The sequence below is a fragment of the Enterococcus sp. AZ171 genome, assembly GCF_051714005.1.
Lineage (GTDB): Bacteria > Bacillota > Bacilli > Lactobacillales > Enterococcaceae > Enterococcus_B > Enterococcus_B pernyi.
In genome coordinates, this window is the sequence record NZ_JBIORA010000001.1 from 2,540,397 (window position 1) to 2,564,628 (window position 24,232).

The following is a 24,232-nucleotide window of genomic DNA, read 5'->3' on the forward strand; positions in this document are numbered from 1 at the left end:
TCCTATAGTTCACTCGTTAATTGTGTGACGCTTTTTTTCATTCGTTCCATGATTGCCATCTTATGATTCCAGCAATCTGTTGATAGATCCACAGGATATTTTTGCGGATTCAAATCACGTTTGTATTCTTCCCAAAGAGAATCTAAGTTTCCTCTGGTATACTCTTTGATTTCTTCTAATGTCGGTAAGTCATAGACTCTCGTTCCTTCAACAAAAATATCTTGTAAAATTGGCCGAGCTGTAAAATCACGAACAGTTTTATTGATAAAGGTATGTGTCGGGTGGAACATGAAGATCTCTTCTTCTTGTCGAGGATCTTCGTCCCATAGTGTCACATAATCGCCTTCTGATTTCCCATCAAAGTTACGAGTGATACGCCATACTTGTTTTTTACCTGGTGTAGTAACTTTTTCTGCATTGCTAGACAATTTGATCGTATCGATCATTTCACCTTGTTCATTTTCGATGGATACCAGTTTGAAGACTGCACCTAAAGCCGGTTGGTCATAGGCGGTGATCAACTTTGTTCCCACGCCCCAAACATCGATTTTTGCTTTTTGCATTTTTAAGTTTAAAATCGTCGCTTCATCTAAATCATTTGAGGCATAGATTTTTGCTTCTGTAAAACCAGCGGAATCTAATTGTTCTCTGACCCGTTTCGAAATATACGCCATATCACCACTATCGATACGTACGCCTTGGAAATTGATCTTGTTGCCAAGTTCTTTTGCCACACGGATCGCACTAGGAACACCCGATTTCAAGGTATCGTAAGTATCCACTAGAAAAACACAATCTTTATGTGTCTTTGCATACGCCATAAATGCTTCATAGTCATTCCCATAACTTTGAACAAGTGAATGAGCGTGGGTACCGCTTGCTGGAATCCCGAAAATTTTCCCTGCACGAACATTGCTCGTTGCATCTGCTCCACCAATATAAGCAGCACGAGTACCCCAAACCGCAGCATCCAATTCTTGCGCACGGCGTGTACCAAACTCCAATAATGGATCGTCACCGATCACTGATTTGATACGAGCCGCTTTCGTCGCGATCAACGTTTGAAAGTTCACCATATTCAATAAGGCTGTTTCTACTAATTGACAATGGGCTAATGGGCCTTCCACTTGGATCAATGGCTCATTCGCAAAAACAAGTTCTCCTTCACGAGCGGAACGGACAGTCGCTTTGAATTTGAATTCACGTAAATACGTCAAAAAGCCTTCCGGATAAACAGCCATTTCGCGAAGATACGCAATATCTGTATCAGTAAATGTCAAGTTTTCTAAATAATCCACTAATCGTTCTAACCCTGCAAAAACAGCATAACCATGATTGAATGGCATCTCGCGGAAGTAACATTCAAAAACTGCATGTTTATCTGCTCTATCTAGTTCCCAGTAAGTCTGCATCATGTTGATCTGGTAAAGATCCGTATGTAGCGTCAAACTGTCATCTGAGTAAGTTGTCGTCATCTTTTTTATTGCTCCTCTTAGCCAATTTTCATTTCTTATCCATTATAACAAAAAAATACCCTAGTAAAAGAAATCTTGTTTTATTTTGTACAAAGTAAAGAAATAAGATAGGAGGTTGTGAGAAAAGCGTTTTGACCTGAGCAGTAAGATGAGAAATCAGAAAATAGTTTTTCATATTTTTTGATTTTTCAGCTTAATGTTGAAGGTTAGCTTTTTGAACACCGTTTATCGAGGTTGTGAAAGAAGCGCTCAGCACTGAGTAATAAGACAGGAAAATCAAAAATGGCTTTTTCATTTTGGATTTTCTTGGCTTATTATTGAAGGGTTGCTTCTTGAACACCGTTTATCTAGGTTGTAAAAAACGCCTAAATCCCAAAGATCAAACTATCTTGGAATTTAGGCGCTTTACTTCCTATCGCTTATTCAATTTAGGATCATCCATAACTTTCTTGCTGTATTGATCGAGCTATGCAATCGTTGCGATGGCTTGTTCTACAATGACGATGTCCTTATTCGGCCGTTTGAACTGAACACCCGCTTCTTCTAATTCTTGCTTGACACCTACATGGATATTGACCGCTGATCGTTCTGTTTTCAACACTTTTTTGATTGCATAATCAATTTCCTGTTTAGTGATTTTCTTTTTTGTATTGATCATCACTAATTGGACTTGATTATAGGTATCGATCAACAAAATCTGTGTACGATCTAAAGAAAATAGTTTATAAAATCGAATAGCAGAATTTCTAAAAAAGAAATCAACGATTTTTGGATAAAAAGTTTTGATATTCAAGTTGCTCGTAATCGGGGTTTCAATCAGTTTCATACTTTTCCTCTTTTCTTAATTTTTTTACTCAATAAAATAAATCGCTTTCATAAAGACGATAAAAAAACAATTTGATTTCCCTCTCTTCGTTTAATAGTATAACATATAATCAATTAGATAAAAAAGATGATTTTTCACTTGACCTTCTCGTTACGTCAAGGATTATGCTAGTTTTGTCAGGAGGGAAAACAATGGAATACACAATTAAGAAAATGGCACAGCTCTCAGGAGTAAGTAGTCGTACACTACGTTTTTACGATGAAATTGATTTACTCAAACCCAAACGGATCAATTCAGCTGGTTATCGTATCTATGGTTCTCAAGAAATCGATCGTCTACAACAAATTTTATTTTATCGATCCTTAGATTTTCCGCTGAACCAAATTCGCGAATTATTAGATGATCCTACCTTTGATCATCAACATGCACTCATCGAACATCAGAGAAAACTACTAGAGAAACGAGCAGAAATTGATACTCTCCTGGCAACCGTCCAACAAACATTAGCACAATTCAAAGGAGGAAAAAAGATGACTGACCAAGAAAAATTTGAAGGATTAAAAAAACAAAAAATAACTGAAAATGAAACAAACTATGGCACAGAGATCCGTGAAAAATACGGAGAAGAAACGATTGATAAAGCAAACGAACAATGGCAAAACCTTTCCCAAGAAAAATACCAAGAAATGCAAGAAGTTGAGCAACAATTACTAACGAACTTAACGTCTTATCTGTCTGACCAATCAAATCAGGCACTTGCAAAAGAAATTTTTGATGCACATAAAAAATGGCTATTATTTAGTTGGCCCACGTATCAAGCAGAAGCCCACAAAGGATTAGGTATGCTGTATATCTCAGATGAACGTTTTACTGAATACTATGATTCTCGCTGTGGTAAAGGCGCCGCTATAGCATTGAATGAGATCATTCAAGCTCATGCATAAATAAAAAAAGACAAATCCACAAAAAGGATTTGTCTCAGACTGTAGACAAACTCCTAAATTTGGAGTGTTGTTTGCAGTTTTTTTGTTTTATACTCATTGTATAAACTATTCTGGGAGTGATTCTAATGATGAGAAAACAATCGATTGAAGGTAGAAATCAATTTGCTATGTTAACAATTGATGATCTTGTACCTAAAGATCACTTAGTTCGAAAGATTGATGCTGCGATTCAGTTTGATTTCATTTATCCCATTGTAGAATCTACGTATTCGACCCATGGTCGTCCCAGTATTGATCCAGTGGTCTTAATTAAATTAGTATTTATCCAATATTTATTTGGTATCCGTTCGATGAGACAGACCATTAAAGACGTTGAAACAAATGTTGCTTATCGTTGGTTTTTAGGTTATTCATTCGAGGATCCTATCCCGCATTTCTCTACTTTTGGTAAAAACTATGTTCGAAGATTTAGAGAAACAACTTTATTTGAAGACATTTTCTCTCATATTCTAGAACAAGCTGTAAAAGCTGGCTTCGTTACGGAAGACAACCTTTATATTGATTCTACTCATATTAAGGCAAATGCCAATAAACATAAGTTCACAAAAGAAATGACCTACGGTCAAGCTAAAGCTTATCAAGATGAATTAGAAGATGAAATAAATAAAGAACGTATTGCTGTAGGAAAACGTCCTTTTACATGGGACACAGAAAGTGAGTTGAGTCTTCAAAAAATAAGTCATTCAGATCCAGAAAGTGGTTACTATGTTAAAGGTGAACGAGAAAAACAATTTGCTTATTCCGCGCATACTTCCTGTGAAGATAATGGTTTTATCTTATCTACATTAATCACACCAGGAAATGTACATGACAGCCAAGTCGCAATCGATCTGGTCAAACAGTCGAAAAGAGCTTTTCCAAATATAAAGCGTGTTGTCGCTGATGCAGGATATAAGACGCCTAAATTTGTTCATTTTCTGTCACACTTGAAACTCTACCCGATTCTTCCATATACTGTACCTCATGGAGTAAAAGGAATGTTTCGTAAAAAAGACTTTGTTTATGATGCCTATTTTGACTGCTATTTATGTCCCAATAATCAACCGTTGTTATTTTCAACTATCACTCGTGATGGTTATCGAACCTATAAATCAAATCCAAAATTCTGTAGGAGTTGTCCATTACTTAAAAACTGTACTTTGAGTACAAAACATCAAAAAATAGTAACTCGACATGTTTGGGCGGATCTTATGGATGAACTTGAACACCAACGCCATACGGCGTTGAATAGAGAAATTTATAAAAAGAGAAAACAAACTATTGAACGAATATTTGCAGATGCAAAAGAAAAGCATGGTATGCGTTGGACAAAATATCGAGGTCTCGAAAAAGTCGCCACGCACACGATGCTTACGTTTGCTGCCATGAATTTAAAAAAACTAGCCTCATGGCTATGGAAAGCAAAAAAGCCTATGGCTTTTTATTTCAAATTTCTACAAAGACTAATAAAAAGGAGTTGGCAATTAAGCCACTCCTTTTTGTCTACAGTCTGAGACAAATCCACAAAAAGGATTTGTCTTTTTTATTTCACGGACGTTGAATAAAAGTATACGGAATCTTTACTTGTTCGACTGTATCATTCAAAAACAAACGAAAAGCGGTCTCACCACATTGTTTCAAATGGTGATCAATTGTTGAAAAATTTAATAATTCACTGATCAGCATATTTTCCCTACCAACAATTGGTATTTTTTGTTTTTTGTAGCTTTGCAGGATTCCCGCTGCTACTGTGTCTGAATTCGTGAAAATGCCATCAATTCCTCGTTCCTTAAAAAATTCCCCTGCCATTTTCCCATGCTCGGTATCAATACACTGCCAGTAGACATCAGCTTCATTAAAGTCAGGAAAAATCTCTTTACACAGTTTTAATGTGATTTTCGAATTGTAACTCATTCGACCGGTTCTTCCTAAGGTGACACCTAAACGTTTGACACCTTGATCTTTTAAAAAGGATAAGCCATCAGTAATCGATTGTTTGCGATCAATATAGACACTCATTACTTCCAAGTCTTCGATCTTTTCGCAAAAGACGATAGGGCCATAGCGTTGATAATCAAGCAACAACTCTAAGGGATTTGCTCTTGATGTAATGATCAATCCGTCAAATGCTTTCGCCGCAAACTCTTCTAAATATTGTTGTTCCCGTTTTATTTGGTAGTTTGTTGGCAACAACGTCACTTTATAGCCCTCACTAAAAGCGACTTCAATGATTCCACTGAGCAACTGATCAAAATATGGGTGATTTGTGTAAGGTAAAATGACACCAATATTTTTAGTTTTTCCAGAACTTAGTTGCCTGGCATTGGCATTCGGTACATAATTTAATTCTTTGATCACTTTCAAGATCTCTGTTCGTTTCGCTTCATCGACATAAGGATGTTGATTGATGACACGGGATACCGTCGAAACAGAATATCCTGTTCGTTTGGCTATATCTCGGATGTTTGCCATGACTACTGTTCGCCACCTATACAAAAAGATTTTCTTGTAGATAGTCTACCACAGCAGGTCCACATTCGAAAAATTGATACAATGTTCCTTGGTCATAGAAACTGATTCGTTGACCACCCCAATAATTATCCTTGGTCAAACCAGAAATATCTGCTAAATTGATTTTTTTGATCACCGATCGATTAAGGCCTTGAAAACTAGACAACACGAGCATGGAATCTTTAAACTCAACAAATGCGTAAAAACATTGATTCTTGGTGCCTTGCGTTGCTTTGATATAGGTATTCATAAGAAGCCCTCCTTTATTTATGCTTTGAGTATACGGTATGAAACGCGTCTCATAGCAAGGAGTTTGCTTCTTTTATTCTTCTGGTTCACCTAGATTAGGATCTAAACGGTTTGCAGCCAAGATAAATGGTGCCCAAATTAAAGCAGCGACTAAGAGATTGACGATCGTCAAGACAATGGCACGCCAGTCACCTGCGGTTGCTAAGAACCCACTGATAATCGTTGGCATGACCCAAATCACATTTACCACCACTGGGCGAACAAGGCCTGCCATTGTCGCAAAGTAAGCAATGGTTGCCGTTACAAGTGGTGCGACGATGAATGGGATCATCAACAATGGATTCAATACGACTGGTAGACCAAACATCACTGGTTCATTGATATTGAACAAACCAGGAGCAATCCCTAGCTTACCAACTGTTTTATAATCGGCACGTTTTGATAAAAATAAAATCATGACGATCAATACCAACGTTACGCCGGCACCACCAGGCCATACGAATGCTTCAAATGAACCTGCTACCCATTTGAAGGGGATTGGCTCATTATTTTGAAAGGCATTGGTATTTTCGACCATCGCTGTACCATAAAGTGTCTGTAACACTGGTGACATGATATTTGTTCCATGTAATCCAAAGAACCAAAGCACATGAACAAGTAACACGATAATAAACACTGCGCCATACCCTTGCGATAAATTCATCAAAGGTTTTTGAATCGCTTCAGAGATCCAGTCAATCAATGGTACTCCTGCTGTTTGTCGGAAGATATAATTGATCGTTCCCACAACATATAAAGAAACAACTGCAGGAATGATTGCGGCAAAAGCACGTGCAACTGCTGGTGGCACTGATTCTGGCATTCTGATAATAATTTTTTTACGCATCAATAGTGCAAAAATGATAACAGAAATAAAACCAAAGATCATAGCTGTAAAAAGACCAGAACCCCCCATGTATTTCCCAAAGTTGAAATAACCCCATGCGCCCATCGAAAGCGTCTGTCCACCATCAGTACCATCAGCAATCACGCCGCCTGCGGTAGTGATCATGTCCATAGCATCTTGTGACAATTTTTCTGGCAACGTCAAAACAGCTGTGGCAGCATCAGGTAATCCAATAATAAATGCAACTAAAGATACAATACTTCCTGATACAGGGTCCACTTCATATGCCTTTGCCAAATTTGCGCCTAGTGACAATGCGAATACGACTGCCATAATCGCTAGCGTCCCATTCCAAATCAGGCCATTGACACCAATTACTGGTGTAAAAAAAGTCGTAATGGCATTCCCTTCACCTAGATACGTGTTAGGAAAATCACGCATAAACGCATTCAATAGCACCGCAATTGCCCCAGCCATCGTTGCCGGCATGGTTCCAATAAACGCATCACGTAAAGCAACCAGATGCTTTTCCGAACCAATCTTCGTGGCAACTGGCAAGATATATCTCTCCATCCATTCCATCAATTTATTCATTTTCATCCTCCTACAATTCGATCTTCCATCATCATGAATACGCATACATTATAATGATATCACAAATATAGCATAACTTTGTGAACTTCGCTAGCGAAAGAGTGAAAGAAATATTAAAGGAAATAAATTTTCTTCCATAGATTAAATCGATGAAATAATAATACAACAATTTGATGATTGGCTTGTCAATTTAGTGATTTGCCCATTTTTTATTTACAATATGAATGCACAATCTCATTACGTCACACTCAATTTTACCCTATTTATGCTTTTTTCTAAGAAGACAAAAAAAGAAGAACCTTGATTGAACAAGGTTCTTCTGGAGTTATTACATCATACCGCCCATCATTGATGGATCCATAGCTGGTGCAGCAGGTGCTGCTGGTTCTGGTTTATCTGCCACAACTGCTTCAGTTGTTAATAGTAATGCAGATACAGATGCTGCATTTTGTAATGCTGAACGAGTTACTTTTGTTGGGTCAACGATTCCGGCTTCCACCATGTTTACCCATTCACCAGTTGCTGCATTGAATCCTGTTCCTAAATCAACATTTTTCAATTTATCAACAATAACTGATCCTTCATAACCAGCATTTTCAGCAATTTGGCGAATTGGTTCTTCTAATGCACGAGTAACGATCTTGATACCTGTTGCTACGTCGCCTTCTGCTTCGATCATCGCTACTTTGTTGATCACGTTCACTAATGCTGTACCACCACCAGAGACCATGCCTTCTTCAACAGCAGCACGAGTAGCGTTCAACGCATCTTCAATACGTAGTTTCAATTCTTTTAATTCTGTTTCAGTTGCTGCTCCGACTTTTACGACTGCTACTCCGCCGGCAAGTTTCGCTAAGCGTTCTTGTAATTTTTCACGGTCAAAGTCTGAAGTTGTTTCAGCGATTTGGTTTTTGATCAATTGAACACGTGCATCAATAGCTGTTTTATCGCCTGAACCTTCAACGATCGTTGTGTTGTCTTTATCCACAACAACTTTTGAAGCATTTCCTAAGTTTTCGATTGTTGCATCTTTCAATTCTAATCCTAGGTCATCTGTGATCACTGTACCACCAGTCAAGACAGCAATATCTTCTAACATTGCTTTACGACGGTCGCCGAAACCTGGTGCTTTTACAGCAACAACATTGAATGTTCCACGGATTTTATTCAATACCAATGTTGGTAATGCTTCGCCATCCACGTCATCAGCAATGATCAATAAAGGACGTGATTGTTGTAAGATTTGTTCTAATAAAGGTAAGATATCTTGGATATTTGAAATTTTCTTGTCAGTGATCAACAAGTATGGATTTTCCAAAACAGCTTCCATTTTGTCGTTGTCTGTTACCATATATTGTGACAAGTAACCACGGTCAAATTGCATACCTTCTACGACATCTAATTCTGTTTCGATTCCTTTAGATTCTTCAATTGTGATGACACCGTCATTGCCGACTTTTTCCATTGCATCCGCAATCAAACGGCCCACTTGTTCTGAACCAGAAGAAACAGCCGCAACTTGTGCAATAGCCTCTTTTGAGTCAACAACAGTTGAGATGTTGTGTAATTCTTCCACTGCTGTTTTAGTGGCTAATTCGATCCCACGACGAATACCTAATGGGTTAGCACCAGCTGTGACGTTTTTCAAACCTTCACGGACAATTGCTTGAGTCAATACAGTCGCTGTCGTTGTACCATCTCCAGCGATATCATTAGTTTTAGATGCAACTTCTGAAACTAATTTTGCACCCATGTTTTCAAAATGATCTTCTAATTCGATTTCTTTTGCAATCGTCACACCGTCATTTGTGATCAATGGAGAACCATATGATTTTTCTAAAACAACATTACGGCCTTTTGGTCCTAATGTCACTTTTACTGTATCTGCTAATTTATCTACACCACGTAACATTGCTGCACGTGCATCTTCTGCAAATTTTAATTCTTTTGCCATTTTTTCGTCACCTCATCAATTATTTTTGTTTTGTACTTACTCAACAATCGCCATGATATCTTTTCCAGAGACGATCAAATATTCTGTTCCTTCAAATTTCACTTCTGTACCGGCATATTTTTCAAACATTACTTGGTCGCCTACTTTAATAGCTGCAGGAACTTTTTCACCGTTTTCTAGCAAACGTCCCTCACCCACTGCTACAACTGTTCCAGTTTGAGGTTTCTCTTTCGCTGATGAAGCTAAAACGATTCCTCCAACAGTTTTTTCTTCTTCTTGCGCGACTTCAATGATGACGCGATCACCTAATGGTTTTAACACGATAAATCCCTCCGATAACTCTTTTTTTGAATCCATTAGCACTCTATCACATCGAGTGCTAACCTACATTTTTAATAATACTCATTCTCCTATTCTTTTGCAAGCTTTTTAAATCATAGAAAAAAAATTTTTAAAGAAGATTGTGAAAAAGCCGATCAGCTCCAAGTATTAAGGCAAAATTTGAGAAAATAGCTTCTCATATTTTTTCAAGTTTTGACTTAATATTGAAGGAGCTGGCTTTTGAACACCGTTTATCATAGGTCATGAAAAAGCCGATCAATACTAACTGATCAGAGAAACATCTTGATATGGTATAATGAACAATGGATAGTGTTTAGTAACACAGAAGTTGATTAAGCTACTAAGTTTCTTCAATTAAAGTTCAACGAACGGTTGCTTTTCCTATATTATTAGAGCAAGAAAGAAAGTTACACTTGGCTTTTCACTTAGCTCAAGGAGGTTTCATATGTCATTAAAAAAATATAGCTTTTTTAGCATTTTTTGTTACGGGCTAGTATTTGTCTCGCCTTTACTTCTGACATCTGTCGGACTTGTAAATTCAACGTCAGGTTTGATTAATGCTACAACAGTTGCGTATATCTTAGGTGCAATCATTCTGTGGTTCTTGTACTTCAGGCATAAAGAACCCATAGAAATCGAAGCAAACGTACCAGTTGCTTCTCGCTCAAAAATCATTTTATATGGAGTAGTTGGTATCTTTATCGCTCTAATTTTACAAAGTATTGCGGTTATGATCGAGAGTTTCTTTTTTGGAGAAGTCTCTCCATCTGAAAATACGCAAAATATTATCCAACTGATTTTAGATACTCCTGCTTTTATTATTGCTACAACTATTGCCGGACCAATCATGGAAGAATTTGTATTTCGTCGCAGTATTCTTGGCATCGTTGGTCACTATACCAACTTTTGGGTAGGTGCAAGTGTTAGTTCCTTGCTCTTTGCATTAGCACACAATGATGGGCATTTACTCGTCTACTTCTTTTTAGGATTTTTCTTTAGTTTACTATACCGATCCACTGGACGAATCTGGGCACCAATGATTACCCATATTGGTATGAACACTCTAGTTGTCATTGTACAATTGGCATTGCAACAAGATTTACTGTAAAAAATAAAAAAAGCCTGTGACTTTCATCATCAGGCACTCCCTATAATAAAATAAATAGCATTCAGGAGGTAACTCCTTACGAAAAAAGCGGTAAATCCCAAAAATTCCTTCAAATTTTCGGACTTTACCGCTTATTTTTATGAGCCGATCACTTCCGTCACAACTGATTGATCAAATTGAAAATAATTCTGTTGCAGCATCCGGGTCAGTGTCGTACACATTGAAATCATATCCCACACCTAGATCTTTTTCCTTAAGAATATTTTCCATAGTCAAATGGGCCAATTCTTTCATATTGTTTTCTTTACTTAAATGGCCTAAATAGATTCGTTTTGTACGATCGCCAATTACATCAGTCATCACTAATGCACCATCTTCATTCGATAAATGACCACGATCGCCTAAAATACGTTGTTTCAAATTCCAAGGATACGGCCCCATACGCAACATCTCTAGATCATGATTGCTTTCCATCAAGTACCCATCAGCATTTTCAATGATCCCTCGCATATGATCACTACAATAACCCGTATCCGTCAGCATGACAAATGAACGATTCTCTTTATGGAAACGATAAAATTGTGGTGCAGCTGCATCATGAGAAACACCAAAACTCTCGATATCTAAATCGCCAAATGTTTGGACTTTCCCCATCTGAAATAAATGTTTTTGTTCAATTGGGACATTTCCGATCATCGGAGCCATAGCTTCCCATGTTTTTTCATTTGCATAGATATCTAAATGGTACTTACGCGCCAAAACACCTACCCCATGAATGTGATCTCGATGTTCATGTGTCACAAGAATACCGTCTAATTGATCGGGCGTCCGACCGATTTGTGCCATTAAGGAAGTAATTTTTTTCCCACTCAGTCCTGCATCTACCAGAAGTCGCTTTTTGTCACTCTCGATATATAATGAGTTTCCTGAACTCCCACTTGCAAGGATACTGATTTTAAAAGCTGTATTTCCTTCAGCCATTTTACTACTACTTCCCTTCTTACTTTGTAAACTTTTTTCATTATACCTACTTTTTTAATGATCTTCCACCTTTGGGATCGAATTATTTGTAATAATCGTATTACTAAATGCATTGACCGTTTCGATCTGATAAGTCTTATCCGGCGTTTCAATTGCAACATACCAAACCGGTACATACACATTTTTCTCTCGTACTTTCAAAATACGAGAGTAAGCCAGCTGACGCCAAAGGATATTCGATCCTCGAGAGATTTTATTATTTACATACAATGTATTAATAGCTTCTTCTTCCGTATGCAATTCTGTTTTTTCTCGCAACTGTTCAATATTCGTTAAGTGGGTTTGAGTATACTTCAAAATGCGATACTCATCCCCCTTTTTTTCGAGGGAGAAAATAAGTTTAGCTGTATCATCATAGAATGGCAATCCTTCATACGTTTGGCTCGCTGTGATTTCAGGAGAATCACCTTCTAATACAGAGAAATTTTTCATATAGATATACTCATTACCAAATAAAACATCTTCCTCGTTATCCAAAAAATCATTGAGTGAACTTGCTATGCGATTTGGATCAAGGACTTTGCTTTCAGATTCAGAGTCCGATAATGTTTTAGTCAATATATTATCATTGATCGAAACTCCACTTTCTAATAAACCACGTCGATTATTATCTTGGCGATACTTGAACAACGTTTGACTCAGTTCCGTTTCTTCCGCACTTAAATAGTAGCCTTGCTTACTTTCAGAAGAGAAATCACCCGTATAAGTAATATCATCATTTGCTAACCGTTTTTTGATTGATTCTGTCTGATCTGAGCGTATTACCGTATGCTCTTGGTTGATCGATTCATGATAACTACTAAATAAAAAAACATTCAATCCTAGAAAGGCGACGAAGAAAATCCATTCAATTTTTTTGAAATCCATAGTTACTCCGCCTCCTTCTCAGGTAGTTTGGTCAATAATTCATTTGCAGAATACCATTCTCCTTGATATTTCACATACCACTCTGGGAATAGATCAACCACCCGATTTGTTTCTTCGATGTTTTGCCATGTATAGCCAACAATAATCAACTCGATTTTCGATTCTTCTGCCCCATTATCTACTAATTCCTGATATACATCGTCGGTGCTAGGCAACTCGACTTCTTCATCTGAAGGAATCGGGACTTGGATGGTATTTAAACTCGTTTGGATACTTACTTGATTATTGACTTGCTCATTACCGATTTCGATTGCAACTTTTCCTTTACTGTCTGAACCAAATACGGGAAATCCTTCTACAAAAATACGATAATCGATTGTATTCTTATTACGATCAAAATATCGAACATTGCCTAACGCGCCACCTAGTTTGCTGACATAAGGAAAACTGTCCGTAAAAATATTGTTTGGTTCATCAATCGTCGGTAAATCTCCTCTAAAATCGACGATCTGATTTTCTGAATGGATCGTCATTGTTTCATTGCCATCATAAAAAATCAATTCCGTACTTTCATCATTGTTTTTAACCACATCTGGCTGGGAAAAAAAAGCATTCCGAAAGACGGTGTATGGTTGCTGAGATAAGATATAACTGTATTTTTTTAGTTTCATTGGTTCTTTGATACTGTGCTGTGTTTCAATACTTTCTGGCGTTCTGAATACAGGTGTCCAGTTGACATCTGAAGAATTCAAATCATGTTCTATTTCTTTCCAATCCATCGATATACTGGCTTCGTAAATCGTCCGCTGATCATAATCAATAAAACTAACTTTTTCGTCTTTTAGATCAAATTGGACACTCGTAAAATAGACATCTTCATTTTGGACTGAACCTAGATCAATATTCAAACCAAATGCTTTCACATAGCCACTGAGTAGATAGGGTGCGTTATAAGAGAATTCGATTCCTTCATTGAGAGACTTCTTTTGATTGAACTTCTCTTGGTCTGCTTCCACGACTTCTGTCAGCTTGCCAAAACGAGCACCTTCGATCAACCCATGTATTTGAGAAATCAGGTTCTCACTATTCGTTTCTTTCACTGTATCTGTTTGAAACCATGCGAGGTGTAAAGGCAAATAAATTTCTGATGCTTTACGATAGCTTTGTGATTCAATCACTTGTGAATTGCTCTCTTCTAAGTTGATTGAAGTTTTCCCTGCTGGACTCAACCAAATTGCATAAGAGAAGTACAGGCTTAATGCAACCATCAAGATCAAACCAATTCGTATAAATTTTTCAGAAATCTTCATTCCCACCATTCCTCCTCATACGGTTCATAAGGTAAAGAAATATAGAAGGTTGAACCTTGTCCCTCCTTACTTTCTGCCCAGATTGCGCCACGATGTGCTTTCACTACTTCGCGAGAGATTGCTAAGCCTAATCCTGTTCCACCTTGCGCTCTAGCTCTTGCTTTATCTACTCGATAAAAACGTTCAAATACACGATTCAAATCTTTTTTAGGGATACCTAGCCCTTGGTCTGTAATACTTAAAATCACATTGTTATGTGTTTCAAGCAACCGGCAGGTGATTGCTCCCCCATCGGGTGAATATTTGATTGCATTGTTCATGATATTGTCAATAACTTGAATAATTTTATCTGTGTCGATCTCGACCCACAGATCTCGTTGCGTAAATTCTCGACGGATCGTATAATTTTTTTCTTGATTACCAACCATCATATCAAAACGATCTAACACAAAATTAACGAGTTCATTAAAATTGACATATTCTAATTGTAATTGAGTATTCCCCGTATCCATGCGAGATAGGTTCAGTAGATCATTGATCATACGGATCATACGATCGGTCTCATCTAAGGTCACTTTTAAAAAGTTCGGTGCGACTTCTTCGTCCTTCCAAGCACCCTCACTAAGTGCTTCGATATAACTACGCATACTTGTTAAAGGCGTACGCAACTCATGGGAAACGTTCGATACGAACTCACGACGTTCCCGTTCTGTTTTCTCTTGTTCCGTTACATCATGTAAAACTGCAACCAACCCACTGATAAAGCCAGATTCTCGACGGATCATCGAAAAATCGACGCGTAAAATCATCTGGTCAGCTTCTCTCGCTCCAGTTGATCGATCTAAAATCATTTCATTCGGATCTTCTAACAGTTTTCGTAACGTGTATTCTTCTTCAATTGCTAAAAGGGTCAAGATTGACTGTCCGATTGCTTCTTCTTTTTTCAAGTCTAATAATGAGACAGCCATATCATTGATCGTAATGATCTTCCCTCGACGATCGGTTGCGATAACACCATCTGTCATATGTGACAAGACGCTATCTAACCGATTTCGTTCAGCTTCCATTGTATCCTGCGCTTCCTCGATCCGTTCTGCTAGTTGGTTGAACGTTTCAGCCAACTGACCTAATTCATCTTGACCATGGACCTTTACTTTACGGCTATAATCACCACGCGCAATGCGGATCGCTTGCTCACGCATCTCACCGATCGGTTGCGTAATGGAACGTGCGACCAGAACAGACACAACCATTGAGATAAATGCAGCAATTAACGAAGCCGTAAAGAAAATTAGTGCTGTATTATTGATTTCTGAATATTTTTGTTCGATATCACTTTTGACGTAAAGAGCCCCGATGACGGCGTCGCCGGTCGGGGACAAAATCGGTTGAATATTGATATTTACTCGTTTTCCGTCATCATCTAATGCGACATATCGTTTGGTTGTAAAATCATTCATATCGACGTAATCATTCTTTTTGCCGACTGAACCTTGTTCGCTTACCTCTGTCGTTGCTCGAATGATGCCTTTTTCATCCACGACACGGATCTCAATGATATCACTTGAAGCACTGGTCTCAATAAAACGCTTGATATTCCCATTGACATCATCGATAGTCGCACTTTCATTGCCTTTCCCATTCAGTTCTGGACTGATCGTTGTCGCTAATGTTTCGACTGTTTGGTTCATATCTTTGATAAAGGTATTGATCGTTGAACGTTCCAATCCTCTAATAAAATAAGCACCTATAATTTCAATTGAGATCAGTAAAATCAAAATAAATGTAATAGCTATTTTGAAGTTTACTGATCGAAAAAAACGGACTTTTCCTTTCATCCAATTACTCCTGTTCTTGATTACGCAAGTAATACCCTACGCCTCGGCGTGTAACTAAATAGCTAGGATGACTTGGATTATCCTCGATTTTTTCACGCAAACGACGAACGGTCACGTCTACTGTACGAACATCACCAAAATAATCATAGCCCCAAACGGTTTGTAACAAATGTTCCCGTGTCATGACTTGACCAATGTGTTTTGCTAAATAAAAGAGCAGTTCAAACTCACGGTGAGTCAATTCAATCGTTTCGCCACGTTTCGTCACCATATACGCATCAGGATGGATCGTTAAGTCCCCAATGATCAGTTCAGAAGGTGTGACTTCTTCCACTTCTTTGGTAGCAGAAGCGCCACGTCGAAGATTTGCTTTCACACGTGCCACTAATTCACGATTAGAGAACGGTTTGGTCACATAATCATCTGCTCCCAGTTCCAAGCCTAACACTTTATCGATTTCAGAATCCTTAGCTGTCACCATGATGATCGGCATATCAAACGTTTTTCGTACTTCACGAGCCACTTCTAAGCCATCCATTTTTGGTAACATCAAATCTAGTAAAATCAAATCAGGTTCCACTTCGGCTACTTTTGCTAAAGCTTCTTCCCCATCATATGCTGTATAGACGTCATAGCCTTCTTTTGCTAAGTTAAATTTGACGATATCCGAAATCGGTTTTTCGTCGTCGACAACTAGTATTTTTTTCATAAAGAGCCACCTCTTAGTTAGTATTGTCATTCTGTTCTATTATACCGCATTTCTTATCAGGTTTCATCTTTCTAAAAAAATAGGAGGTTATTGATAAAAATTGCATGATTGAACAGGCGGATTCAGATTCCTACACCCCCCCACGAATCTCACTTGTCGCTTATCAAAGTATGCAATTAGATGATTATAAAAATAAACCGCTAACCCGGAAAAGTTATAGCGGTTTATTCTTGCTTCATTGACTAAAGATCCGTATAGGGTAGCTCAAATCAAATATTTCATACATAAAAAACTATTTCGATTATTGAGAGTCACCAGAAAACATGCCAGTGATCGAATCCCATATGCCACTAAAGAACCCTTTGATATTTTCCCAAAGCCCTTTTGATTTTTCTTGAATTTGCTTACTCGCCTCAGTCAAGTCTAATTCTTTCACGAAGTCTTCAAAAATATTTTTATCTTTCATTTCACTCATCAACGAAGTTATTTCTGTGACTTGATCGCTTGTCATTACATCTTCTAGTCCATTATCCTTCAGAGCTTTTTCTACTGTCGTTTGAATATCCGCTTGTGTCAGCTCTTTGCCGTCAGCAGTCTTAGCTGCTAACTCTTCTTTCGCTTGCTCCTGTGCTTTATTTAATGCTTCATCGGAATAGCCATCTTTGTCTTTGTTTTCTTCTGTGATAGACGATAAAACATCCATCTCATTTTGAGCCACGCTGACACGGTCTTGATTAATGATGCCCCCTGACTCTTCAACGATTTTGTACACACCAGCTAAAGCACCTGAACCATCGATCGGTACTGCAGATGCGACCGTCAATTTTGCATCGGTAATCCCAGCTGTTAACGCTGCATTTTGATACTGAGCGGCTGTGATTCGTGTGATATTTTCTGGTGTCGCGATATCAACAGTGATCCCTTCGCCTTCAGCGAGCGTCTGCATACGTACAGAACTATAAACTGCCCAGTCTTTGGTAAATCCACCGTCAGGAATATAGGACATCAAGTCTGTACCGGACGTTTTATAGATCGGTGTTTCTCCTTTGATCCCTAATTTATCTAATGTATAAGTTTCTTGTTCTTTCGTTAACGCATTACCGATTGCTACTGCATTGATCTGTAATCGTTCACTAGAGCTGGTTGTCGTTGTTGAATCGGAAGAATGCGTAGCAACTGTCGAGTCGACCGTTCCTGAAATTGGGACAATACTTTGCGTTGTTGCTGTCTCGTCTGCTAATACGATTGGTGTTGCTAGTAAAACTTGGCTTGAGACCAAGAGAGTGGCAATAAGTTTTGTTTTCTTCATACATAACCTCCATGTAGCTGTTTTCTGTTTTAAACATTGTACTATAAGGTCTATAAGATAACCTACGCCTCAAGGCTGATTTGAAAAGAATCTTATACTATCTTTTAAGATTACGAGTGTTTTCTTAGCTATTCCAAACTTTTTAGACTTTATCTTTCATCAAAAAGCCCAACCTCCGAATGTATCCGAGTGTTGGGCTTGGGCTATCTCCTTATTCTTCTAAGCTTCCTAGTTTCCCATTTGTATGAATCGATTTTTAATAGCGTAATTGTAATAGGATCGGCGATTGATTTTCTAATACTTCTGTTTCGGCAAAGATAACTTCTCCTCCGTAACGCATGACTTCATAAATGATTTCATTGACGATATCTTCGACGTAGCCTTCGTCACTCGGTGAGATATCTACTAATTTGACTTGATGATCTCTAATCACCGCCTCTTGATAGTAAGCGTGATCTACAATCAATTTTTGCCCTTTTCCTTTAATTACTTGTCTGTAGATGTTGGCTACATCACGCTCTACACGCCCTTGGTTTTCCATTCCTACTATAGTGTGTAGTATCGTCTCTTTTTGATGACGAATGTATTCGTGAATCACCTGATTTGCTTGCTCTCCTATTGCCAACTCATTTTCGCCACTATCAACTGTAAAGTTCCCATAGATTTCTCCAACAATCCGTTCATCTTTATGTGAAATCTGTTTATATGTCGCAATATTTTCTGTTGTTCCAGCTAAAATGATTGGGTGTGGATGACGATTCAAATAAGGTTGTAACTCAGAATCAATCCATTTGAAGAACTCTTTTTTGTAATTCGTTTGAACACTTCCCATTGAATTCAATACGCGGTCTTTTGCCCAGTAGCCTTTATTCCTGATTGGGAAATGTGCGTCTTTCACTTCTTGTATCAGCGTATCATCTACATATTCTAGTAAACGTGAACAATCCATCCCAATCGTTAACACATAATAATGGTTCATTTTACTTTCACTTCGTAAGATTTCTTTTGTATGGAAATACGCATCAATAACAAATTGACTCTCCAACACAAACGGTACTTCGATTTGTTCATTGACACTTGGCGAAATAAAATAGACAATGCTTCCTCTTTTATGCGTAGGTTGAAAGTCTTTTAACACTTGATCGATTTTACGAATCATTGTTTTCGCCGCTGTTCCTTCCCTTTCTTCCAACTCTAAAATAATCTGTTTTACTAGATTTTTTAACACTAGTTTATATTTTTCAGCACTTTTCTCGTCATTTGGCATCCCTAACATGATCGTTACCGCTGGATTTTCTCTGTGGGCACTTAATTCTAAATAATTCATTTTTAAACTCCTTCTTTCTACCTAAAAATAACCTGGCATAGTGATCAATCGATATGATCCGCATTTCTATGCCTACTTTAATGATATTGGTTAGAGCGATTCTAAGGTCAACCTAATTTTTTATACAAAATCAAAAATGCCGGAATTGTGTTTTTTCTTCTCCAAAAACTCTTGAAGCATGTTCCATTAAATTCAAAAATTAAATTTCCCCATAAAAAATCCCGCCCTAGAGAAGTCAGACGAATATCTAACTTCTACAGAGCGGAATTCTATTTGCGATTCTTTTAGTGTCCACTATTTTTTTCTAATTATTTTAGATAAAAAATAATGCTGTTCTTTGATGATCACTTAGCTTCGATCATATTATGGTTCAAGTATTTGCACACCGATCCCTAATAAACCTGGGCCAGTATGGACAACCAATGCCGGTGAGATTTGTCCAAAATAAATCTCTTGGACATTAGGGAATTCACGTTCAAAACGAGCCTTCATTTCAATTGCTTCTTCTTCCGCCGCACCATGTGCGACTGCCAAGTTGAAGACTTTTGCATCCCCGACAGCTTCTTTCACATAGGACATTGTCTTGTCTAAACTTTTCTTTCTGCCTCGTGCTTTACCTACTGTATAATAGATGCCCTCTTCATTACAAGAGATGATAGGATTCAATTTTAAGGCATTTCCTAAAATTGAGGCAACTAGACCGATACGTCCGCCTTTTTGCAGGTATTCAAGTGTTGCTACATTGAAAAAGACTTTCGTTCGTTCAGCTAATGCAACTAATTCATCGATCAGCGTGTCCCATTCCATGCCATCTTCGATCCATTTTGCGGCTTGGATTGCTGTAAAACCGGCGCCAATACCAATATTTTTAGTATCTAATACATGTGTTTGGATTCCTTCTTGTTCTTGTGCGACAAGACGAACCACATTATTCGTCCCGCTCAAACCACTTGAAATAGTGATTGCTAGAACTTTATCATATCCATCATTTTTGATTTGATCAAAAATCTTAGTGATTGATTCTCCATCAGGTAACGAGGTACCCGGAATTTCCTCAGGTAAACGCTTATAAATCTCTTCAGGAGTAATATCGACTTTATCTGTATATTCTCTATCTTTATAAATGATTTTCAAAGGGATCACATAAATATTGTACATATCGATGATTTCTTGTGGCACATCTGTTCCTGAGTCTACTAAAATCGCAATCTTATTCTTCATTTTCTTTCTCCTTTTTTGCCTCTTGTAAATATTCGCTTTCTAAACTGATCGTTTTTTCTGCTAGTAGCTTCATTGCAAAAGAAATCGTCGCTGAACGTACAGCAACATATTCTAATGGAAGTTCTTGATTCAATAATTGTTCATGTTGTTTTCCTTGGGCTAATTGACTGACCATTCGTATCGCATTTTCTTGTTCATCACAAAAAAGATTGTATGCTTCACGGATGCCCACTGTTTTTCCTTGAAACAAAATTCCTTCTTTGATTTCAGGAATCGTCAACACTTGTTTAAGCGTTGTGATAGCAATCAGAAATGCCACATGTTGTTTGTTGTATCGCTTTTTGATTGGCGCCGGTACTAAACCTAGTTTCACATAATTATTAACCATTGAAGAAGTTAACAAAGGATGTTTTTCTCCTTGGATAACTGGTGATAAATGACGATCTACTAGTGTCTTGACTTGATCCATGTATAGCTCCAAGTCTGGAAGTTCTTCCCAATGTGGTAAACGAAACGTTTCGATACTAACAGCCCAATCAATTAATTGCTGACGCATTTTTTCCATTATGAAAGCTCCTTTAATGTTCTCATTAATATCTTATCAAAGTTTTCAAAAACATTCAATCTAGTTACTCAAACTAGATAAATTAATAACAAAATCAAACATCGATAACAAGCGTTTAAACGATGCTTGTTCTAGATTCTTCTTGGAATAAAAAAAGACCCGCCATTTTCATGACGGGAAAAGGAGTAAAAAAATGAAAAAGTGTTATGGGTTGTTCTTTTGCAAGAACTTTATTGGTTGGGATACATTTATCATAACGGTCATTTATGAATAAACTATGAATGAATTTCTAGGAAGTAGTAAAGTTTTCGTAGATTTTTTATTGTACGTGCCTTGCATTTTAAAATGCTTAGTGCTACTATAATAAAGTACTTTTTCATATGGGCCGTTAGCTCAGTTGGTAGAGCAGCTGACTCTTAATCAGCGGGTCGCGGGTTCGAGCCCCTCACGGCCCATTGGGTGCCAAACCCACGTCACCAGTACACTCTTGGCTACTTCGGTAGTTTGGAAAAGAGTGTATGTGGTGGCATTTTTTATTTTTCGGGTATGAAATTTGGGAATGTATCTTAGTATTTTATTTGGCTCTATAATTTATGGGACTGATGAATCAAAATTGATCCTTCAGTCCCATTTTCATTTTAGTTATTAAAAAACATATCGTTCTCTAGTATGATTAAATCACCACAAAATAAACAACTGAGAGGACAATATGCTATATGAATGATTCTATCAAAATAATGCTGAGATCAATAGATAAAGAGTTGATGATTACTGAGATCTCTTACGAGATCTTTCATAAGGAAAAAACATTGATCATTCATGCTATTCTCTCACCTGATTCTCGTGTCTGTAGAAGTTGTGGTTCTACTGTGGTAGATGGAAACGGGAAAGCAATTGTGTTGAAAAATGGAAAGAAGGAAATCATTGTCCGCTTTGAACAATACAATCCTATGCCAATGATTATACGCTTAAAAAAGCAACGCTATACCTGTAAAACTGTCGTCCCCATTGGACTGCTCAAAGCTATTTTGTCCGCCTAAGACGTTCAATTGCGGATCCTGTCAGATATAAAATTGCTTCTTTACTGACTGAAAAAGTCTCTTTATCTTTTAATGTGAAAAGTTGTCAGGTATCTTTGACCGTCGTTATTCGTATATTGAAAGAGTTTAAAAGCTATTTACTAAAGCCCACTAAGAGGATTCTCCCCAAAGTATGGATGGTTGATGAATTTCGTTCGCACACTTCCATAAAAGATAAAATAATCTTTATTTGCGCGGATGGAGAAACAGGTAACTTAATTGATATCTTACCTACGCGTAAATTGCCTCGATTAACAAACTATTTCTTAGGCTGCACCAATCCAAAAGAAGTAAAATTCTTAGTCACAGACAGGAACACCGCCTACTTCCAACTCACCAAACGCGTTCTGCCAAATGCGACAGTAGTGATTGATCGGTTTCATATTAGCAAACACGTGAATCAAGCTTTCAATGAGTTACGTATCCGTGAAATGAATGAACTGCGTAAAGCAGGACAGAAAAGCCATGCAGAAAAACTGAAAAAGAACTGGCGCTTTCTGCTAACAAATCGTGCAAACATTAACCACTATGAATATAAAACATGGAAAAGTTTCCGAGCACCTAAATACCCATTTCTTACTGAAGCAATGATGATTGCTCGATTGCTTAGATTTTCCACGCCCCTAAAAAATGATGTGCACCCCAAAAGTTAGACTAGAAATCTAATTAAAAGGGGTGCTTTTTTTGCGGAAATATACATTTGATTTTAAGAAAAAAGTAGTTTCAGACTATTTAAATAACGAAGGCGGCTACAAATATCTTGCACATAAATATCAAATAAATCGTACACTGGTTAGACATTGGGTAAGGATTTATAACTATCATGGTTGGGAAGGCTTGGTTGGAGGTGGCAAAAGCTACACTACAAAATTTAAACTTGATGTTATAGAATATATGGAAACAAATGGTCTTTCTATCCAAGAAACTGCTAAAAAATTTAATATCGGTTCAAATAGAACTCTAAGTAAATGGATAGAGCAATATGAAGAAGACGGTTCTTCTTCACTTGAGAGCCAAAAAAGGGGCAGAAAAATTAGTATGAATTCCAAGCTAAACATTCCTAAAAAACTTAAAGATGAGTCTCTTGAAGAAGAAGTTATTCGTTTAAGAGCAGAGAACGCATATTTAAAAAAGTTAGAAACCTTGATTCAAGAACAAGATTTGAGCAAGAAGAAATCAAGGTTAAAACAATCCTTCAGCTCAAAAAAGAATTTAAATTGAATCTATTACTTTCAATTGCACAATTAGCGAAGTCAACTTATTATTACTGGGTAAAAAAATTAGATAAGCCAGATAAATATAGCAAGATTAAGCAAGAAATTACAGCGATTGTAAAAGAATCAAGAAACTCTTATGGTTATCGTAGAGTCACTTTAGCGTTAAAGATGAAAGGATATACAATCAATCATAAAACAGTTAGAAAATTAATGTCCCAAATGGGACTTACCTGTCAAATCCGAATAAAGCGATATAAATCTTATAAAGGAACAGTAGGAAAAATTGCCAAGAATGTGTTAAAACGAAATTTTTCAGTAGATACACCCAATAAAAAATGGGTGACAGACGTCACTGAATTCAAGATAAAAGGAAGAAAAATCTATCTATCTCCTATACTTGATTTATTTAACGGAGAAATAATTAGTTATAGTATATCAACTAGTCCAACATATAAACTGATTGAAGAAATGCTTCAACAAGCAATTAAAAAAAAGGGAACTGAGGGTTCACTGATTCTACATTCAGATCAAGGATGGCAGTATCAGATGCCACAATATCAAAAAAAATTAAAAGAGAATAACATTATTCAAAGCATGTCTAGAAAAGGAAATTGCTTAGATAATTCTGTAATAGAAAATTTTTTTGGTGTGCTTAAATCAGAGTTTTTTTATCGAGAAAAATTCCGATTAATTGAGACATTTCAAAGTAAATTAAATGAGTATATTAGATGGTATAATAACAAAAGAATAAAACTAAAGTTAAATGGACTATCTCCAGTAGAATATCGGAAACAGTCCATTAAATAGTTCAACTTTTGGGG

At 37.2% G+C, this 24,232-nt stretch carries 20 protein-coding genes, 1 tRNA gene and 1 pseudogene; 6 read left to right on the forward strand and 16 right to left on the reverse strand.

Annotation, left to right across the window (positions count from 1 at the left end):
- Positions 1 to 2 precede the first annotated feature (2 nt).
- Both IGJ49_RS12270 and IGJ49_RS12275 read right to left on the reverse strand, forming a co-directional pair.
- The gene (locus IGJ49_RS12270; protein ID WP_010736679.1) at positions 3 to 1,475 is read right to left on the reverse strand and encodes a nicotinate phosphoribosyltransferase; all 1,473 of its coding nucleotides are present in this window, start codon (positions 1,473 to 1,475) and stop codon (positions 3 to 5) included.
- Between the two features lie 466 nt (positions 1,476 to 1,941).
- A complete protein-coding gene (locus IGJ49_RS12275) occupies positions 1,942 to 2,301 on the reverse strand; it encodes a DUF1827 family protein (protein WP_023520312.1) in 360 nt (119 codons plus the stop codon).
- 191 nt (positions 2,302 to 2,492) lie between these two features.
- On the opposite strand from IGJ49_RS12275, the gene IGJ49_RS12280 reads away from it, so the two are divergent.
- Positions 2,493 to 3,245 (forward strand): MerR family transcriptional regulator, encoded by a 753-nt coding sequence (locus tag IGJ49_RS12280; protein WP_010736681.1) that lies wholly within the window; start codon positions 2,493 to 2,495, stop codon positions 3,243 to 3,245.
- A 125-nt stretch (positions 3,246 to 3,370) separates the two neighbouring features.
- Positions 3,371 to 4,798: an IS1182 family transposase gene (locus IGJ49_RS12285; protein ID WP_371740615.1), complete on the forward strand. Its 1,428-nt coding sequence runs from the start codon at positions 3,371 to 3,373 to the stop codon at positions 4,796 to 4,798.
- A gap of 34 nt (positions 4,799 to 4,832) precedes the next feature.
- On the opposite strand, the gene IGJ49_RS12290 is transcribed toward IGJ49_RS12285, so the two are convergent.
- The 5 genes from IGJ49_RS12290 to groES form a co-directional block, all read right to left on the reverse strand.
- On the reverse strand, positions 4,833 to 5,756 hold the full coding sequence (locus IGJ49_RS12290) for a LacI family DNA-binding transcriptional regulator (protein ID WP_010736682.1): 924 nt from the start codon (positions 5,754 to 5,756) through the stop codon (positions 4,833 to 4,835).
- Between the two features lie 16 nt (positions 5,757 to 5,772).
- Positions 5,773 to 6,045 (reverse strand): hypothetical protein, encoded by a 273-nt coding sequence (locus IGJ49_RS12295; RefSeq protein ID WP_010736683.1) that lies wholly within the window; start codon positions 6,043 to 6,045, stop codon positions 5,773 to 5,775.
- 72 nt (positions 6,046 to 6,117) lie between these two features.
- On the reverse strand, positions 6,118 to 7,524 hold the full coding sequence (locus IGJ49_RS12300; protein ID WP_019723199.1) for a PTS sugar transporter subunit IIC: 1,407 nt from the start codon (positions 7,522 to 7,524) through the stop codon (positions 6,118 to 6,120).
- Between the two features lie 328 nt (positions 7,525 to 7,852).
- A complete protein-coding gene (gene groL, locus IGJ49_RS12305; protein ID WP_010736685.1) occupies positions 7,853 to 9,478 on the reverse strand; it encodes a chaperonin GroEL in 1,626 nt (541 codons plus the stop codon).
- 36 nt (positions 9,479 to 9,514) lie between these two features.
- A complete protein-coding gene (groES, locus tag IGJ49_RS12310; protein WP_019723198.1) occupies positions 9,515 to 9,799 on the reverse strand; it encodes a co-chaperone GroES in 285 nt (94 codons plus the stop codon).
- A 466-nt stretch (positions 9,800 to 10,265) separates the two neighbouring features.
- On the opposite strand from groES, the gene IGJ49_RS12315 reads away from it, so the two are divergent.
- Positions 10,266 to 10,928, forward strand: a complete 663-nt coding sequence (locus IGJ49_RS12315; RefSeq protein WP_438723681.1) for a lysostaphin resistance A-like protein — start codon at positions 10,266 to 10,268, stop codon at positions 10,926 to 10,928.
- 171 nt (positions 10,929 to 11,099) lie between these two features.
- On the opposite strand, the gene IGJ49_RS12320 is transcribed toward IGJ49_RS12315, so the two are convergent.
- The 9 genes from IGJ49_RS12320 to IGJ49_RS12360 form a co-directional block, all read right to left on the reverse strand.
- Entirely contained in the window at positions 11,100 to 11,909 is an 810-nt protein-coding gene (locus IGJ49_RS12320; RefSeq protein ID WP_010736688.1) for an MBL fold metallo-hydrolase, read from the reverse strand.
- A 54-nt stretch (positions 11,910 to 11,963) separates the two neighbouring features.
- Positions 11,964 to 12,836, reverse strand: coding sequence for a two-component system regulatory protein YycI (locus tag IGJ49_RS12325; RefSeq protein ID WP_010736689.1), 873 nt, complete (start codon positions 12,834 to 12,836; stop codon positions 11,964 to 11,966).
- Between the two features lie 2 nt (positions 12,837 to 12,838).
- Positions 12,839 to 14,146: a YycH family regulatory protein gene (locus tag IGJ49_RS12330; RefSeq protein WP_438723683.1), complete on the reverse strand. Its 1,308-nt coding sequence runs from the start codon at positions 14,144 to 14,146 to the stop codon at positions 12,839 to 12,841.
- On the reverse strand, positions 14,143 to 15,984 hold the full coding sequence (walK, locus tag IGJ49_RS12335) for a cell wall metabolism sensor histidine kinase WalK (protein WP_010736691.1): 1,842 nt from the start codon (positions 15,982 to 15,984) through the stop codon (positions 14,143 to 14,145). Before walK ends, IGJ49_RS12330 begins: the two co-directional genes overlap by 4 nt.
- A 4-nt stretch (positions 15,985 to 15,988) precedes the next feature.
- Positions 15,989 to 16,693 (reverse strand): response regulator YycF, encoded by a 705-nt coding sequence (gene yycF / locus IGJ49_RS12340; protein ID WP_019723593.1) that lies wholly within the window; start codon positions 16,691 to 16,693, stop codon positions 15,989 to 15,991.
- Between the two features lie 301 nt (positions 16,694 to 16,994).
- Positions 16,995 to 18,002, reverse strand: a complete 1,008-nt coding sequence (locus tag IGJ49_RS12345; protein ID WP_010736693.1) for a DUF1002 domain-containing protein — start codon at positions 18,000 to 18,002, stop codon at positions 16,995 to 16,997.
- Positions 18,003 to 18,258: 256 nt separating this feature from the next.
- Positions 18,259 to 19,329, reverse strand: a complete 1,071-nt coding sequence (locus IGJ49_RS12350; protein ID WP_010736694.1) for a baeRF3 domain-containing protein — start codon at positions 19,327 to 19,329, stop codon at positions 18,259 to 18,261.
- Positions 19,330 to 19,692: 363 nt separating this feature from the next.
- A complete protein-coding gene (locus IGJ49_RS12355) occupies positions 19,693 to 20,550 on the reverse strand; it encodes a DegV family protein (protein WP_010736695.1) in 858 nt (285 codons plus the stop codon).
- Positions 20,540 to 21,115 carry a DUF1836 domain-containing protein gene (locus tag IGJ49_RS12360; protein ID WP_010736696.1) on the reverse strand — a complete coding sequence of 192 codons (576 nt, stop codon included), beginning with the start codon at positions 21,113 to 21,115 and terminating at the stop codon, positions 20,540 to 20,542. The genes IGJ49_RS12355 and IGJ49_RS12360 overlap by 11 nt, the downstream gene beginning before the upstream one ends.
- 382 nt (positions 21,116 to 21,497) lie before the next feature.
- Here IGJ49_RS12360 and IGJ49_RS12365 point away from each other — a divergent pair.
- The 3 genes and pseudogenes from IGJ49_RS12365 (at position 21,498) to IGJ49_RS12375 (ending at position 24,218) form a co-directional block, all read left to right on the forward strand.
- Positions 21,498 to 21,570: transfer RNA gene (locus tag IGJ49_RS12365), tRNA-Lys, on the forward strand.
- Positions 21,571 to 21,831: 261 nt separating this feature from the next.
- Positions 21,832 to 22,823, forward strand: a pseudogene (locus IGJ49_RS12370) (ISL3 family transposase); the annotation flags it as partial.
- A 55-nt stretch (positions 22,824 to 22,878) separates the two neighbouring features.
- Positions 22,879 to 24,218 (forward strand): IS3-like element ISEnfa3 family transposase gene (locus IGJ49_RS12375; protein WP_438722380.1). Its coding sequence is split into 2 segments (ribosomal slippage): positions 22,879 to 23,320 and positions 23,320 to 24,218, totalling 1,341 coding nucleotides; the frame shifts between segments, so codons are not numbered across the junction.
- Positions 24,219 to 24,232 lie beyond the last annotated feature (14 nt).

Excerpts from the sequence above, each read along its gene's own strand:
- IGJ49_RS12270 (WP_010736679.1), bottom strand. The coding sequence starts at position 1,475 with ATGACGACAACTTACTCAGATGACAGTTTGACGCTACATACGGATCTT.
- IGJ49_RS12275 (WP_023520312.1), bottom strand. The coding sequence starts at position 2,301 with ATGAAACTGATTGAAACCCCGATTACGAGCAACTTGAATATCAAAACT.
- IGJ49_RS12280 (WP_010736681.1), top strand. The coding sequence starts at position 2,493 with ATGGAATACACAATTAAGAAAATGGCACAGCTCTCAGGAGTAAGTAGT.
- IGJ49_RS12285 (WP_371740615.1), top strand. The coding sequence starts at position 3,371 with ATGATGAGAAAACAATCGATTGAAGGTAGAAATCAATTTGCTATGTTA.
- IGJ49_RS12290 (WP_010736682.1), bottom strand. The coding sequence starts at position 5,756 with ATGGCAAACATCCGAGATATAGCCAAACGAACAGGATATTCTGTTTCG.
- IGJ49_RS12295 (WP_010736683.1), bottom strand. The coding sequence starts at position 6,045 with ATGAATACCTATATCAAAGCAACGCAAGGCACCAAGAATCAATGTTTT.
- IGJ49_RS12300 (WP_019723199.1), bottom strand. The coding sequence starts at position 7,524 with ATGAATAAATTGATGGAATGGATGGAGAGATATATCTTGCCAGTTGCC.
- groL (WP_010736685.1), bottom strand. The coding sequence starts at position 9,478 with ATGGCAAAAGAATTAAAATTTGCAGAAGATGCACGTGCAGCAATGTTA.
- IGJ49_RS12315 (WP_438723681.1), top strand. The coding sequence starts at position 10,266 with ATGTCATTAAAAAAATATAGCTTTTTTAGCATTTTTTGTTACGGGCTA.
- IGJ49_RS12320 (WP_010736688.1), bottom strand. The coding sequence starts at position 11,909 with ATGGCTGAAGGAAATACAGCTTTTAAAATCAGTATCCTTGCAAGTGGG.
- IGJ49_RS12325 (WP_010736689.1), bottom strand. The coding sequence starts at position 12,836 with ATGGATTTCAAAAAAATTGAATGGATTTTCTTCGTCGCCTTTCTAGGA.
- IGJ49_RS12330 (WP_438723683.1), bottom strand. The coding sequence starts at position 14,146 with ATGAAGATTTCTGAAAAATTTATACGAATTGGTTTGATCTTGATGGTT.
- walK (WP_010736691.1), bottom strand. The coding sequence starts at position 15,984 with ATGAAAGGAAAAGTCCGTTTTTTTCGATCAGTAAACTTCAAAATAGCT.
- yycF (WP_019723593.1), bottom strand. The coding sequence starts at position 16,693 with ATGAAAAAAATACTAGTTGTCGACGACGAAAAACCGATTTCGGATATC.
- IGJ49_RS12345 (WP_010736693.1), bottom strand. The coding sequence starts at position 18,002 with ATGAAGAAAACAAAACTTATTGCCACTCTCTTGGTCTCAAGCCAAGTT.
- IGJ49_RS12350 (WP_010736694.1), bottom strand. The coding sequence starts at position 19,329 with ATGAATTATTTAGAATTAAGTGCCCACAGAGAAAATCCAGCGGTAACG.
- IGJ49_RS12355 (WP_010736695.1), bottom strand. The coding sequence starts at position 20,550 with ATGAAGAATAAGATTGCGATTTTAGTAGACTCAGGAACAGATGTGCCA.
- IGJ49_RS12360 (WP_010736696.1), bottom strand. The coding sequence starts at position 21,115 with ATGGAAAAAATGCGTCAGCAATTAATTGATTGGGCTGTTAGTATCGAA.